Annotated in this window: 8 protein-coding genes and 1 tRNA gene; 4 read left to right on the plus strand and 5 right to left on the minus strand. The window is 47.9% G+C overall.

Features of this window, described 5'->3' with window-relative positions:
- The 3 genes from QFZ51_RS04250 to QFZ51_RS04260 all read right to left on the minus strand — a co-directional run bounded on the left by QFZ51_RS04250 (window position 1) and on the right by QFZ51_RS04260 (window position 5,445).
- Entirely contained in the window at window positions 1-3,540 is a 3,540-nt protein-coding gene (locus QFZ51_RS04250; protein WP_429043510.1) for a SusC/RagA family TonB-linked outer membrane protein, read from the minus strand.
- A gap of 57 nt (window positions 3,541-3,597) precedes the next feature.
- Complete coding sequence (locus QFZ51_RS04255) at window positions 3,598-4,785, minus strand: FecR family protein (protein ID WP_429043512.1); 1,188 nt, start codon at window positions 4,783-4,785, stop codon at window positions 3,598-3,600.
- A gap of 75 nt (window positions 4,786-4,860) precedes the next feature.
- Window positions 4,861-5,445 (minus strand): sigma-70 family RNA polymerase sigma factor, encoded by a 585-nt coding sequence (locus QFZ51_RS04260; RefSeq protein ID WP_429043515.1) that lies wholly within the window; start codon window positions 5,443-5,445, stop codon window positions 4,861-4,863.
- Between the two features lie 288 nt (window positions 5,446-5,733).
- On the opposite strand from QFZ51_RS04260, the gene QFZ51_RS04265 reads away from it, so the two are divergent.
- The 4 genes from QFZ51_RS04265 to QFZ51_RS04280 all read left to right on the plus strand — a co-directional run bounded on the left by QFZ51_RS04265 (window position 5,734) and on the right by QFZ51_RS04280 (window position 8,796).
- Window positions 5,734-5,807, plus strand: a tRNA-Asn gene (locus QFZ51_RS04265).
- Between the two features lie 107 nt (window positions 5,808-5,914).
- Window positions 5,915-6,613 carry a dTMP kinase gene (tmk, locus tag QFZ51_RS04270; protein ID WP_429043516.1) on the plus strand — a complete coding sequence of 233 codons (699 nt, stop codon included), beginning with the start codon at window positions 5,915-5,917 and terminating at the stop codon, window positions 6,611-6,613.
- 231 nt (window positions 6,614-6,844) lie between these two features.
- Window positions 6,845-8,014, plus strand: a complete 1,170-nt coding sequence (locus QFZ51_RS04275) for a glycoside hydrolase family 76 protein (protein WP_429043519.1) — start codon at window positions 6,845-6,847, stop codon at window positions 8,012-8,014.
- Window positions 8,015-8,082: 68 nt separating this feature from the next.
- On the plus strand, window positions 8,083-8,796 hold the full coding sequence (locus QFZ51_RS04280; protein WP_429043520.1) for a hypothetical protein: 714 nt from the start codon (window positions 8,083-8,085) through the stop codon (window positions 8,794-8,796).
- Between the two features lie 34 nt (window positions 8,797-8,830).
- Here the strand turns inward: QFZ51_RS04280 and recB are convergent, their stop codons facing one another.
- Entirely contained in the window at window positions 8,831-12,247 is a 3,417-nt protein-coding gene (gene recB / locus QFZ51_RS04285; protein WP_429043523.1) for an exodeoxyribonuclease V subunit beta, read from the minus strand.
- A complete protein-coding gene (gene recC / locus QFZ51_RS04290; protein ID WP_429043526.1) occupies window positions 12,244-15,453 on the minus strand; it encodes an exodeoxyribonuclease V subunit gamma in 3,210 nt (1,069 codons plus the stop codon). Before recC ends, recB begins: the two co-directional genes overlap by 4 nt.
- Window positions 15,454-15,486 lie beyond the last annotated feature (33 nt).

A 15,486-nucleotide genomic window follows, 5' to 3' on the forward strand; every position in this document is an offset into this window, starting at 1 on the left:
TTAGAATTCAAAGTTTAAGCCGCAGTTGAATTTGTAGGGGATTGGATAACCGTTGCCCAGGTCATATCCGTATGGATCCACGTTTTCCGGATCCACGCCGGTATATTTTGTAAGAATGAACACGTTGCTCATGCCTCCGTATACGCGCAGCCGGCGGATGTTTATCCGGTTCAGCAACGCAGTGGAGAAGTCGTAGCTGAGGTTCACATTATTCAACCGGATAAAGCTTCCATCTTCCAGGAACATGTCAGTATTGATTTCGTAGTTGCCTATAAAATCATAACTCGACGTACCATAATATCTCCAGGGATTTAACACGGGATATTTGGCATTGGTGTGTTCCGGCGTCCAGAAATCCAGGTCGGAAACATCCAGCAGGTTTCGTTGTCCGCCGGGATAGTTTACGTTTTCACTGGCGGTCCAGCTTACTCCGCGGATACGGTCGGCTTTTACTTTATTGAATACCTTGTTGCCGACAGAATAGTTGAAAAATACATCCAGCTGCAGGTTAGAGTTGTTTTTAAATTTATAGCTGAAGCTATGGGAGAAACTTCCGGTAAACTTAGGATTCGGATCGCCGCTGTACACCCTGTCGGAATTATCCAGCACGCCTATCCTGCCATCCCCGTTTACATCCAGTATCCGGATGTCGCCGGCGTGGTAAGGGTCTTGTGAGGAGAAACCGCTAACGTTCGGGAACAATTTTTTGCCGGTATATTTATTAACAGGAACGGATGCATCATCGGGATACACGCCCAGGTATTTCATCAGGTAGAAGCCATTCAGGGGGCGACCAATTTGCAGGTACGGCTGGCCAACAGCATAATTGCTCCTGGACACGCTTCTGCCGAAATCCGGGAGTTTAGTCAGCTCATTTTTGTTGATGGCGCCAATAAAGGTTACTGAATACTGGAAGTTTTTGCCGGGTTTGGTGATGTACCCGGTGATAGCTGCTTCATAGCCATAGTTACGTACAGCGCCACTATTGATATACCGCGATGCGTATCCGCTGGTGCCGTTCAATGCATCGGGGAACAGGAACCCATCGGTTTTTTTATCGTAATAATCCAGTACCATGGTGATGCGGCTATTCAGGAATTCAAGATCCAGTCCTATGCCGCGGTCTTTTGTAGTTTGCCAGGTGAGGTTAGGTAATGCAATCCCGTTGCCGCCGCCATAGTTAGGCGATAGCAATGGAATACCGTTGTAGGTAGCATTGTCGCCGCTTTTAGTAAGATAAGCGCCTACAGCGAGGTAGTTGTCTTCATACTGCGTACCGGATTTTCCCATGCTGGCACGGATCTTTCCGAAGTTTAACCAGCGGCCGATATTATTGCGGACAAATTTCTCTTCTGTAAATACCCATCCTGCCGAAGCAGAAGGGAAATAACCCCATTGATTATCCTTGCCGAACTTGGAAGAACCATCGGCACGTACCACTGCCTGGAGCAGGTATTTCCTGTTGTAGTTATAAGACAGCCTGGAGTAATACGACAGCAACCCGTATTGAAGATTATGCGTTTCGAGTTTAAGATTTGCCTGCGGGTAGCCGAGTATCACCTGTTGCGCATCACTTGGACCTCCGGTGGCAGCGCCGTAAATGTTATTGTTTTCGCTGGTGTTAATGGTGTTACCTAATACAAGGTCAAAGGAATGTTTTGATTCAAACGTATGGTATAAACGGAGAAATGTTTCGCTAAGCAGATTTACTTTTTCTTGTGAATAATAAGAGGCGGCTGCTTTCAGATCATTCCTGGTGGCAGAAGGCTCAAATGTCCGCGTGCGGTAAAATTCATAGTTGCCGGATGCGCGGGAAGTAATGTTGAGGAATTTAAAAACATCATAACTTACTTCCAGTTGCGCCAGGGCTCTCCTGGTGAGGTCGATGTTCACTCCTTTGTTGTAAGATTCGAGGAAGGCATCAAAAAATCCGCTGCTGGGGCCCGGACGAAAGGACGACGAAAAGTTATTGCCTACTACGGCGGCATTGTAGGTATCACCTCTTTTCTGGCTCGCATCTGTTTGGCTCAGGTTGGCCCGGCCGGTTACGGTTAATTTCGACGTTGGCTTAAATATGCCGTTGTACGTCAGTGAAAAACGGGAGAAGTCCGAACCGAGAACAATACCTTTCTCTTTATAATAATCTACACCTAAGCGGTAGCTGGCGTTTTCCGTGGCTCCGCTGATACCGAGGTTGATATTCTTCAGATCTGCATCACGGAAATATAACTTCTGCCAGTCGGTGGAGTTGTTATAAAAGCTGTTCAGGCTATCTGATAGCTCAATGGGCAGATCGGTATAACCGCCACCTACTTTAGAGGATTTGTATTGATTGTACAGTGCAATCTTGAAATCGCGTTCTGCTTTACCGCCTAATGTTTTACGAAGGGACGGATAATAGCTCAGGCCATATTGTGTATTTAAGGATACAATAGGCTTACCGATTTTTCCGCGTTTGGTATTGATGATGATAACGCCGTTCGCGCCTCTCGATCCATAGATAGCGGTGGCAGAAGCATCTTTCAATACATCCACGGACTCCAGGTCGAAGGGGCTGAAACCGGCCAGTACGCTGGTAATGGCCTGGCGCGGGTCGGAAGGATTAAAAACATCCTGTTCAAGCGGTACGCCATCAATAATAAAGAGCGGCGTACTTACTACGCCGGAGTTGGCGGAGTTGGAAAATGAAGCAAGTCCCCTGATCTGTACCATACTTCTGCCGCCGGGCATACCGGAATTATTCTGTACCACCAGCCCGGGAGCCAAACCCTGCAGCAGTCCTTCTATAGAGCCGGACGGTTTATTTTGCAGCTGCGATCCTTTGATGGTGGATATCGCGGAAGTTGTTTCCCTTCTTTTCTGCGTTCCGTATCCAACGGTTACATTCACTTCCTGGAGCTGGGAGGCAGAAGGCTGCAGTGTGATCAGCAGGTTTTGCGGGGTATTTCTCACCAGCTGACTTTTAAACTCTTTACCGGCAGTGGTTAGCACGCCGTCGTTCAAACGGAGCAACAGGGTGTTGAAACCAATGGATGAAATAACGATGGTAGCATCTTCAGGAACGCCGTTGAGTGTAAACTTACCATTTTCATCTGCGGTAGCGCCTTGCCGGGAGCCCTGTACTATCACAGTGGCGCCAATGATTGGCTGGTTGTCGGGGCTCAGGATTTTACCTGACAACGATACAACGGCGGCCTGTCCCTGGCGGGAAGAGAGTACCGTTACAATTTTATCGTTTATTTCAAAAGTGAATGGCTGATCTTTAAATACTTCTTCCAGTGCTTTCTGAAGCGGCGCTTCTTTGATATTAACGGTTACCGGCAAAGCGTTCCGGTTAAACCTGGCATCGAAAACAAAGGAATAATTCGTTTGGGCTCTGATGGAAGCGAGCACCTGTTCAAGCCTGGCATCGGTAACCCGCAGGCTTACCTGCTGTGAGAAAACAGCAGCGGCTGTTGCCAGGGAATAGAAGGCCGCAAGCATTAGGCTGCAGGCATAACGCTTCCAATGGCCCACAAAGTGGCCACGTTTAATTTCCATAAATGTGATTTTAAAGGATTGACTGTTGGTTGATAAAAAAACGGTATTAATGCGCGGTTAATGCGCGGTTAATACCCGGTTATTGCTCATTTTTAGTTTTATGTCACTTGTTTTCTCTATAGCTCTCAGTAATTGTAACAGTGGTGTACTGCGGGGCAGCTGCCCATATAATTTTGCGTTCGGAAGGGACGAATAATCCACTTCAATATCATACCAGCGCTGCAGTTGGTGTGCAACAGCGTGAAGGTCGGTGTCTGAAAAATAAAACATGTCAGACATCCAGGAGATATCTTCCCTGGTATCTGTTTTCCTGATTTGCAACTGGTTATTTTCCAGTATGGCCTGTTCTCCAGGATTAAGCAACTTTGCTTCCGTTCCATTCCTGGGATCAATCTTTATGCGGCCTTCTACCAGGGTAGTTTTAATATAAGATTCATCGGCATATGCTTTCACGTTGAAAGCCGTGCCCAGTACAGCAATAACCTGCTTTCCCGTTACTACTACAAATGGTTGGCCGGCATCTTTGGCGATATCAAAATATGCCTCACCGGTTAGTTCTACCTTGCGCTGACCATCGCTGAAAATGGTAGGATAGCGAAGGGACGAAGCGGCATTTAAAGAAACCCGGGTACCATCCGGAAGTATGATCTTATAATACTTTCCCCGCGGCGTGGTAAGGGTATTAAATACAATCTCCGGCTGCGCTGCATCGTTTCCGGTTGGCCTGGCATAGGTAAGCGCTCCTTTTCCGCTGTTCACTGCGTGGATGCCTTTTTGCTCAATTATTTGCTCTGTTGCGGCACTGTCGAGGGCTACCTGTCTGCCGTCAGACAAAGTAAGCATTACATGTGCCTTCGCAGGTGGTTGCGGTGTTATTTGCGCAATTTCCCTGTTGACCTTTACCGGCGGCGCGGGCCTGTAAAACAACTGGTAGGAAGCCAGCCCTAATAACAACGTTACAGCCGCGGCAGCTGTCCATGTAAGTGTTGGCCTCAACTTAAATATACTACTGCGGTTGCCGGGCTCATTCACCTTGTTAATGCGGTCCAGTAAAGCACCGGCCTGCTGTGGTGAAAATAAGTCCTCCTGCGGGGTTGTTTGCCTGGCGCCCCAGTCAAACAGTTGATGATAAAGCTGCTTCGCCTCAGGATCAGCCAGTAAAACAAGCAGCTCTTCCCGTTCTTCTTTGGAAATGCTGTTGTTAACGGCTTTTTGGTATAAGTATATTAACCTGTCTTCCTGCATAATAGCGGCTTAAAGTAGGTGCCCAATATATAAGACAGTAAAGGGGGTGTAAAAGGAGATATGGAGATGAAAAATTTATTTGAACAACCGGATAGCCAGCAGGGACAAGAAAATTGTTTCCCTCACTTTCATATACCGGTAAATAAATTTAATCGCAAGCTGGTTATATTTCTTTACAGAATCGGTGGACAAATTCATCCGGTGGGCAATTTCCGGGTTCCGGTATCCCTGCGCCCGCAACAGGAAAACTGTTTTCTGCTGCATGGGTAGCGCATCAATAGCCTTATCCAGCATATCGAGGCGGTTATCGGGATAGCCTGGCGCCTTATCTTCCTGCTTTTGGGCAAAGAGCGCATACTGCTCCTGCTTCTTTCTTTCCGCCACCAGGCTTGTCAGGTAATTAAGGGTATGATTTCGAAGAAGAATAAAAAGGTAAGCGTTGAACTGTTTTACCGAAGTGAGTTTTTCCCGGTCTTTCCACAGCTTTATAAAGATGTCCTGCAAAATTTCTTCTGTTTGTTCCCTGGAGCCAACAATCGTATAAACAATACGCCCGGCCTGATTTACATAGCCGTGAAAAAGCCTGGCAAATGCTTGCTGGCTGCCGCCGGCGATTTGCGTCAGTATTTCTTCTTCATTGTCGATACTTTTTAACCCCATGATTTTATTTACAGAATTGGTTGATATTTTTCAGGCAAAAAAGGGAGTGAGACAATATTAAGTATTTCATATAATATTTCCATATGCAATTTTAGCAAAGAAAGATGGTAAGTTGACCGAAACTACTATCGGGCAGTCCCCTTCCTCCGTAGGCGATTTCTACATCATCCAATAAAAATCAATATAACCTGCACATTTAATCAAATATTTAACTAGATTTGCCGCCGATGTTCACAAAAAGGTGAGCATCTATAAGACATCTTCATCTGAATGGGCTTATAGTCATATTCCTCCTTAGCTCAGTTGGTTAGAGCATCTGACTGTTAATCAGAGGGTCGCTGGTTCAAGTCCAGCAGGGGGAGCAAAAAAGCCTGGTAACTTTACCAGGCTTTTTTTATTGGAAGCAGTGCCATTGTACGCCCACTCACGAAGGATTTTCTTTAACTTCCGGATTAACAATCGTTCCATAATGGATAAAAGCAGCAAATTTATAGCGGTAGAAGGTTTAGATGGCGCAGGGAAATCAACGCAGATTGACCTGCTGACGAAATACCTCGAGTCTAAAAATGAGAAGACCAGGTTTGTACATTTCCCGCGGAGCAACCAGGGCATGTTTGGGGAACTCATCGCTAAATTCCTGCGTGGTGAATTTGGCGACGTGAAAAACGTGCACCCACAACTGGTAGCCCTGTTGTTTGCAGAAGACCGTAAAGAATTTTCCACCACCATCAACCAATGGCTGAACGATGGTTATTTTGTACTGGTAGACAGGTACGTGCTGTCAAACATTGCTTTTCAGTGCGCTAAACTCCATACCAACGAAGAAAAACAATACCTGCGCAACTGGATCAATGAATTTGAATACAACTATAATAAAATCCCCAAGCCACATTTCTCCATTTACCTCGATGTACCGTTTTCGTTCACCGAGTCGGCGCTGACTAAAAGACGCGCAAACGAAGACCGGGAATACCTCCAGGGAAAAGATGATATCCATGAAGCGGACTTCTCCCTGCAGCTGGCCGTGAAAAAGGAATATGATGCACTGTTGGTAACCGATAAAACTATTAACAGGATCACCTGCTATAATGAAGCGGCACAAATGCGCCCGATACGGGAAATCCACGAAGAAATTATTCAGCTGGTCAACAGCCAGGTGCAGTTATAAGATTCCCCCTTTCGTGTAGCCATCCCCGCTAGCATCTCCCAAAAAATATTTTTACCGGTTGTAAGTAATTACCGGTTGTATACCTGTCCTCGTATGTGAGCACCTGCGCAAAACCCGGTTCCACTGTTATGAGCGCGCAGGCTCATCCCCTATTGAGTTATACGGCTTTATATACGACTGGCTGAGCACATTGAAAACCTGATATCTTTTTATTCCACAAAACTGAAAAACATGAAAACTCAAACACTTTTCCGCAGCACCTGCATGGCAGTGCTCCTCCTGGCATTTATGGTTACTGGCTGTAAGAAGCCGGAAATGATCAAATCTTCCGAAAATACCCCCGAAGGCACTGCTTCCAGCCTGGTGGCAATTAACTCCGTTCAACCCGTAAAATCTGAAGCGCTGCTGGCAATGCAATGCTACAACAACGCATTTTATCACCAGTACGGCTCCTATGGCCCGTCGTTTAAAGCCTATTACTATTCAGATGTAAACCATACCGGCCGGATGGATTTCTGGCGGCAGGCAGAAGCCATCGAAACCCTGATTGATGCATACAATATCAACAACGATGCAGATCTCAAAAACAAAATGGTGTACCTGTACAACGGTATGCGCGATGCCTATGGCCTGCTCTGGACCTCGAACATCTACAACGACGACGTGATCTGGGGCGCATTAATGTGCATCCGTGCCTTCCAGATCACCAACGACGGCGGCATGAAAGATATGGCCAAAAACAATTTCGATATGGTATGGAACCGCGCATGGGACACCAACCTGGGTGGCGGCCTGTGGTGGACCACCGCCAACAATACCAAAAATGCCTGCGTAAATGCGCCCGCCGCCATTTGCGCTATGTATCTCTACCAGGCTACCGGCGACGCGGCTTATAAAACCAAAGCCAAACAAATCGTCGACTGGATGGTCACTAAGTTGTATGTACCCGGCACCGGCGAGGTGAAAGGCGCCATGAACGCTGCCGGCGTAATTACCGAAGGTGCCCGTACCTATACCCAGGGTACTTTTATCGGCGCCTGTAGCATGCTCCATAACTCCTACCCCTCCAATAACTACAAGGCAATGGGGGCTAAAGCCATGGACTATACGAAAATCAGTATGTGCAACGCACAGGGCCTGCTTCCGGATGAATATGACAACGAAGACTGCCAGGGCTTCAAAGCCATCTTTGCCCGCTGGGCCTGCAGGTTTGTAAAGGACCATAGCTACCAGGGTACTTATGCCTCCTGGCTTAACTACAACGCCGCGGAGGCATGGAACTACCGTAACTCCAATGGTCTTATGTGGGGCCAGTGGTGGCACAGAACCCCGGATAACTACGTGAACTCGTTTGAAACTACCTGCGGCGTAGCTATGATGAATGGCGTCTGGCTGTTTTAATTCCCCGGCTTTTGTTTTTCTTCCGGGAGATAATTAATTTGTGTGAAATAAACCTATATCTAACGGTTATGATGAACACAAAAAGAATCGCACTGCTGCTGCTCGTAATATTTTCAGGCATCATCACACAGGCGCAATCCCTGGAGGATATCGTTAATAAAAACGTGGCGGCACTCGGCGGCGCCGATAAGTTGAAAACACTGAAAACCCAGTATGCAGAGGGTACCATGGAAATGCAGGGAATGAATTTTCCCTTCAAAAGATGGGTGTTGCAAGACAAAGCCATGCGCCTGGAATTTACAGCGATGGGTACCACCAATATCCAGGTGTTAACGGATGCCGGCGGTTGGATGCAGATGCCGGTAATGGGTAAAACTAATCCGGAAGACATGGACTCCGCCACCATTAAGGCGTTGGGCAAACAACTGGATCTGACCGGTGATTTTTACCGCTATAATGAGAAAGGTAACAAACTGGAGCTGCTGTCCGCCGACACAGTGAATGGCGCTAAACTTGCCAAAGTGAAAGTTACCTACACTAACGGCAACGCCACTACCTGCTTTGTAGACCCTGTAACGGGTAATGTGTTGAGAACATCCAATTCGCTGGAAATCCAGGGACAACAGATGGACCTGGTAACAGACATCAGCAATTTCCTGAAAACGGCGGATGGTTATAACTATGGTACCGCTATTTCACAGGAACCAGTAGGTATAAAGATCAACATTACCAAATTGGAAAATAATGTACCAGTGGATGAAAGCATCTTCAAAAAGCCATAAAAGTAAAAGGCTGGTCTTTGCGGACCAGCCTTTCTTATTTTGTAAGTAATGATTCCAGCAACTTTATCTTTTTAAGATCCGGCTTCGTGGTAAATATTCCCTGCCCGCTCACATTCCTGACCCCGCGTACAAAGCAATAGATAACGCCTCCAAACTGCTTCTCATAATTAAAGCCAGGAATCCGGCTTTCCAGGTATTTTTTTACCGCTACCGTATAAATGAAATACTGGAGATGGTAATTGTTTTCGTTCATCGCTGCCGCTAAACCCGCCGCATCGTAGTCGGCCACACTGTTGCCCAGGTAATTCGATTTCCAGTCGAGGATATAATACTTCCCCTGGTGCTCAAAGAACAGGTCTATTTTCCCATTCATAATGCCTTCCAGCTCCTGGCTGCTGTATTCTGAAAACCGTTTTACGCTTATGCTTACCTGGTCGTCTGAAAGATTATTGAGCAGGTTCGACTTAAACACCGGCACCGGGAAATCAAATTCAAATTCTGCCAGCCGCTGCTGCCGCCCTACCGATGCCAGCTGGAAACTGGCGCCATCGATATGTATTGTAGAGTACATCACATGTTGCAGCATTTCGTGCAGCCGTTCGAGATATACCTCCCGCTGGCCGGGCACAAATTTCCGGATGGCTTCTTCCAGCCAGTGTTCCCATTTACTGCTATCGGAGAAGTTGATGCTTTCAAAGATAAAGTGCAGCAGGTTACCGGTTTTAGCGCCTCTGCGCAGGGTGGTAAATATAAAGTTATCGTAAGGGTCGGCTTGCAGGAAGGAGCGCACCCGTGGCTGGTGTTCCGGCTTTGCCGCCAGCATGGTATAGCTCATCTTCCGCCAGTTTTGTTCTTTCAATTGAAAGGATACCGGCGCGAGGCTCACTGCCAGCTGGCCTTTGTGGAGCTGCTGGCGATAGCTTTCTGCCGGCGTTTCGGGTACGGGGCCCTGCAGCTGTATCAGGGAGGCATCCGGCGCTTCGGCCGCCAGTGCTTTCAGGAAAACCGACAGCGACGAATCTTTAAAAGCATGATAACAGTTTTTAAAGAGATAACATTTATATACTGCGCGGGTAATGGCTACATATATCAGGCGGCGGTTTTCCTGTTCCTGCTGGTGTTGATAGGCTTTTAACTGCTCTTCCGTGAGCAGGGCTTTTTGTGTGCCCAGGTAATCGCCGGTTGCCGGATCACGGAAACTCACAAATTCAATTTTCGATTTCTCTACAAAATCCAGGAAAGGCGCCATCACTATTTTGTATTCCAGCCCTTTACTTTTATGGATAGTTACTATGTTCACGGCATCTTCATCACTTTCCACGCGCTGTGCATATTCATCTCCATCGGTGGTCATGCCATCGATGCCGCGTTTGAGCCAGGAGATAAGATCGCGCATGGAAAGGTTTTTCCGGCTTTGCACCTGGTGTACCAGTTCTGATAGCTGGTACAGGTTGGTGATGATCCGTTCGCCGTTTTCAGTGTGGCCATCGAGCAATACCTGGCGCACGCTGAAATCTGCAATAAACTCCATGAGCGCCGTGTACGCGCCATCGCGCTGCCATAAGGTGCGGTACTTGGCAAACAGGTCCAGCATGGTTTCATCGTCCAGTTGCAGGATGGTTTGACTGTTGTAGCCGGTAAATGAACCGAGCAATGCGCGGTTAATAGATGAGCGGTCCGGTGTTTCCATCGCTTCCAGCAGGTGCAGTAATTGCTGTGCCTCCGCGGACCTCAGCACCCTGGCTTCGTCGATGGTAACGGCCGGGATGCCCAACTTCGCCAGGGCATGTTTAATGTCCCTGCCTTCCTGCCCTGTGCGCACGAGAATACCAATGTCTGACGGAACGATGGAGCGGGAGTCCTCTTTATTTTCTATGCGGTAGTCCTTATTCAGCAGCAGCTGCGCAATTTGCGCGGCTACGCTGTTGCAGATGGTTTCTTTTTTATCGCAGGCAATTACTTCAATAGGTGTATCCGGTGTATTGCCTTTATAGAGATAGCCTTTCTTATTATTATCAGGACTGTGTACTTCTATATAGTCAATGCTGTCGCTTTCCTCCGTGAAATCAAATGTTGGAAAGTCCGGGGTGGGTTTAAAGAATACGTTCATGGCACGGATCATGTTTTCCGACGAGCGGAAATTCTGGTTCATGTCGTAAACATGTTGTACCCCGTTGCGGGCATTGAAATAGGTAAATATGTCGGCTTTGCGCCAGGCGTAAATACTCTGCTTGGGATCACCGATGTAGAACAGGATCGTGTTCTGGCCGAAGGCACGATCGAATATTTCAAACTGTTCTTTATCGGTGTCCTGGAATTCATCCACAAAAACGGCCTTGTATTTATTTTGCAGGGAAGCAATCAGTTCTTCGTTGTTATTCTTTACTAAAGCGGTATGCAGGTTATTGATCAGGTCATCATAGCCCATCATGTTGCTGCGCTCTTTGAAGGCGCGTACCTGTTCGCTGATTTCCTTGATGGCGGCATAATACACCTGCCGGCGGATCAATTGTTGATGCTCCAGCAGTTGTTTGCTGATTTCATCTGCCTGGTCAATTGCCGGTAATAAGTCTGCAAAAACTTTCTCAATGTATTTGGCGCTGCTTCTTTTACTCCGGATCCTTTTTACCAGCAGCTCCGGTTGGGAAATCAGTTCAGGCCATTCTTTCCGGGTATTATGATTGGTAGCACAGGCTGCGGCAAGGTGCGCGTTGTTGGCAGTAATGTATGCATACAACGCTTCGTTCGCTGCCTGTTCTTTTGTCATTAACTGCTGTAGCTCCTGCATCCATTGTTCCTGCAGGGTTTCGCTGATATCGTCGGGAGTATCTTCCCGGTAGCCCAGGAATTTCTTTCCGCTGAGATGTTCTTTGATCACGTTGAGCATCTCCGTTTTCATGTCCTCATCCCAGATCTGTTCCAGCAGGGCAGCGTTGAGCGTGGTTACACTCCTGCGCCAGAATTTATTCAGTTCGTTTTCAATAACCGGCGTGAGATCAGGTACCATGGTGGCGCCAAACAGCTGGTTGGTTTCAAACGCAAATTCATTCAGTGTTTGCTGGCAGAAGCCATGGATGGTAAGTACAGCCGTTTCATCGAGCAACAGGATGGCGTCGCGCAACAGCTGCTGCACGGGGCGCGGATCATCGAAGTCGATTACGCTGAACACCAGGTCCATAATTTTCTGATCGCTGATTTCCTGTCCACGGCTTACTTTGTACGCCTGCCGGATAAACAGCCGGATCCTTTCTTCCAGTTCTGCTACCGCCGCGCGGGTAAAGGTAACCATCAGGATTTCTTTGACAGACAGCTTTTGCTCCAGTATCAACCGTAAAACCAGTATCGCGATGGAGTACGTTTTACCGGTGCCGGCGCTGGCCTCAATGAGGTTGCTGCCTTCCAGCGGAACGGTGCCTGCGTCAAACTGTTTATATATAATGCTATCGATCATTTCTCTTTATCGGGTGTTTCTAAATAAGCCGGCAGCAGGGTTGTTAACGGCAATATCAGCAGCTCATAAATATCGAGGTAGCCGGTTAATGCTTCTTCTTTCTCAAAAAATCCCTGCTCATATACCTGCACGAGATATGGGTCCGGCGATTCCTGCCGGTCGATCATCCCGGATATTTTATCCCTGAACTTTTTAAGGTCCATGGAGAGCCAATCTTTTTCCGTGATTTCCAGGTCGGGATAAAAGGATATTATTTTGCTGAAGCCCGTCTTATAAACTTTTACAATTTCCGTTAATCTCCTCAATGCCTCTTCAGATGTTAATGGGATCGCCTGGAAAGCATCTTCTTTTTTAGCACCGGAAATATAGCAGAGATCTGTTACCACGCCTGCCGCTTTTCCTGCGAGATAACGGAGATAGGCCTCTACCAGGTATTTGCTCTCTTTTTTTGACCACGACACCTGCACCAGGGTTTGATCAAAGATCCGCAGATTTCCTTTCAGCATGCTGTTATGTACCGGTAATTCAACGGTAATGCGTTTTTCTTCCGCGCCTTTGGTAACGGCTTCGTACAGGCTGCGCACGGGTACTACCATTTCTTCCATTTTTTGAATAGAAACGGTAGCCATATTGCGGAGCGGAAGTTTGCCTTTTTTTACCAGCGTGGTTTGCAGTGTATTCTTTTTATCGCCGGCAGCCGGCAGCAGTTCATTTTTAACAGACCATTGCTGCAGCCTGTTGAGACCAAAGATCTCCGTTTCGCTGAGCAGCAGCTGGCTGTCGTTATACCGGATGCCCAGTACTTTATTGTAATAAGCCCGGAAAGGATTTTTAAAGAAGCTGATCAGTTCTTCCAGGGTAATTTCTTCGAAGGTTAAGGGAGTAGTAATTTTATTTTCGTTGAGATATGTTTTTTTGCCGGTATCCTTATTGCTCAGATAGGAAAAAAGACGGCTATCTGTACCGGCATATTTCCTGCTGAAGCTTTGTAAAGGTTGCAATGTAACCAGTTCGCTGCGCACGGCTTCCGGCGCGGCTGTACCGGCTTCTATATAGTCTACCAGTTCGTCTACCAGCACGGATGGCGGAAGGTCCGTATTATCCTTTGCATCTTTCCCGATATAGCTGATATACAGGTATTCCCTTGCTGAAAGCAGGGTTTCGAGGAACAGGTGCTTATCATTTTCCTTCACATTACGGTCGCCTTTTTGCCGGTCTTTTTCCATGAGGTTAAAGCTCGACTTATTTTCGCGACGGGGAAACTTATTGTAGTTCAGTCCCATCAGCGCCACCACTTTGAAGGGGATACTGCGCATCGGAATGAGCGAGCAGAAAGTGACGCCGCCGTTTACGAACAATCCTGCGCGGGTGCTGCCGGTAAGCGTGTCCAGGAAGCTGTGGCTAAACACTTCGAAGGTTACTTTTTCGCTCATAAATTCGTTTAGCGCGTTGTAGGCGGTGAGCTGTTTGATGAGGGTGTTATAATCTTCGTCGATATCATCTACTGGTTCGTACACGATATTATGCAATACCCTTTCGGTATAGGCAACCCACTCCACAATGGTGCGTGGGCGCCGCCTGTCGAGGATAGACGACATGAGCACTTCTGCAAAATGGCAGAAGCGGATCACATCGTGCGCGTCGCTGCCTTCGGTAATATCCAACGGGAAGAAGCTGTCTTCCCCGAGGCCGTATTCTTCTTCCCCACTCATGCAAATACCAAACATAATGCGTTGGATACCGTATTGCCAGCTCACGAAATGCGTTTCTTCCTTTTTGCTGCCGTTGATGCCGAAGCGGATATTGGCGGCCTCAATAATCCGGCGGATCAGCACCGGGTCCTGGAGGTTAAAGCGTTTGCGGATATAGGAGAAGTCGAGCAGCTGCATCACGGCTTCCGATTTGAAGTTTTCTTCATTCATGGTGAGGACCGCATGCAGGGCGTTAAAGAGATTGTCGTTGTCGGTGTAACTTTCATCCGCAATCGTATACCGGAAGGTATAAGGCGCGTTGTTGAAAACGGCTTTGATATAGGGCGCATAGGCATCTATATCACTTACCATTACCACGATGTCGCGGGGCGATAAGGCTTCTTTCCGTTGCGCTACCAGGTGTACCAGGTAGTTGTAGAGCACTTCCACTTCGCGGGATACGGTGTAGCAGGCGTTGATGGTAATGGAGCCGTCGCGGATATCCTGCGGTGTGATCAGCTGCCGGTCGGCCGTGGTGGCTGCCGCGGTGAAGATATCGTATTGTATTTTATGCAGGAGACTATCCGGTTCCGGTTCCACGGTATCAATTTCTTCGTAGGCGTTGATGAAGGCATCGTATGTAAAGAAGAGGCCGAAGCTGTCCTGTATAACCCGTCCCCAGCCGGTGAGGAGGGCGTTGCCTGCTTTGGAGTCCTGGATATCTTTGAGACCTTTTTGCCGCCAGCGGGCCAGTTGTTTTTCGTTGCGGTCGTCGAACCAGAATACAACCGGAGAAGGGTTGATGATATGAAAATGCACGTCTATAAAAGACGACAGTTCGTGCAATATTTTTACGTGATAAGCGGTGATGATGGATAAGCCAAACAGGTGTACGACCGGCATGCGGGTGAGCAGTCCTGTTTTCGGGCTGTTGCTGCGGAGGGCGTCGAGGATAAAATTCCCTACGATGGTTTTATCCGGAAGCGAGCCGCCGGAGAGTTGTTTTACTTTTACCCACAGCCAGTGTTGCCATCCGGCGGTGGCCAGTTCGGGGGTATCGGTAAAGGTCCATGCCTGGATCATTTCCGGGCGGTACACCTGGTACTGGTCAAACAGATCGGCTACTTTTTCTGCGAGGGCCATACGTTTCAGGTCACTTTCCGTTTCATCGGCCGTATAGTAGGCGGCAACTTTCGGGTATTTGGCGATGAACTCTTCCTGGCCGAGCAGTTTAAATACCAGCCAGCTGAGGTTTTGCGGCGACAGCACTTCTGAATGCGGCCCTCCCAGCACTACGTACAGCTGGTAGAGCAGGTCGTTGGGCTTCATGAAGCGGCAGTTGGCTGCAATGCCCAGGTGGCTGGCCAGCTGGAGTTTCAGCCAGTTGTTCATCCCTTCCGTTTGGGTAATGATATAGTGAGGCTGGAACACACTGTTGCCTGCATCGCGGAGGTTTTGCGCCAGTCCGGATGATAAACTGTTCAGTGAGTTCGAAACTTTTAAAAACAATGCCATTGATAAGTCCTTTGTTTGCACTCCGCCATTCCC

Source organism: Chitinophaga sp. W3I9 (assembly GCF_050434025.1).
Classification (GTDB): Bacteria; Bacteroidota; Bacteroidia; order Chitinophagales; family Chitinophagaceae; genus Chitinophaga.

What these genes read in the sequence shown, in the direction of transcription:
- QFZ51_RS04250 (WP_429043510.1), bottom strand. Translation starts at nt 3,540, where the DNA reads ATGGAAATTAAACGTGGCCACTTTGTGGGCCATTGGAAGCGTTATGCC.
- QFZ51_RS04255 (WP_429043512.1), bottom strand. Translation starts at nt 4,785, where the DNA reads ATGCAGGAAGACAGGTTAATATACTTATACCAAAAAGCCGTTAACAAC.
- QFZ51_RS04260 (WP_429043515.1), bottom strand. Translation starts at nt 5,445, where the DNA reads ATGGGGTTAAAAAGTATCGACAATGAAGAAGAAATACTGACGCAAATC.
- tmk (WP_429043516.1), top strand. Translation starts at nt 5,915, where the DNA reads ATGGATAAAAGCAGCAAATTTATAGCGGTAGAAGGTTTAGATGGCGCA.
- QFZ51_RS04275 (WP_429043519.1), top strand. Translation starts at nt 6,845, where the DNA reads ATGAAAACTCAAACACTTTTCCGCAGCACCTGCATGGCAGTGCTCCTC.
- QFZ51_RS04280 (WP_429043520.1), top strand. Translation starts at nt 8,083, where the DNA reads ATGATGAACACAAAAAGAATCGCACTGCTGCTGCTCGTAATATTTTCA.
- recB (WP_429043523.1), bottom strand. Translation starts at nt 12,247, where the DNA reads ATGATCGATAGCATTATATATAAACAGTTTGACGCAGGCACCGTTCCG.
- recC (WP_429043526.1), bottom strand. Translation starts at nt 15,453, where the DNA reads ATGGCATTGTTTTTAAAAGTTTCGAACTCACTGAACAGTTTATCATCC.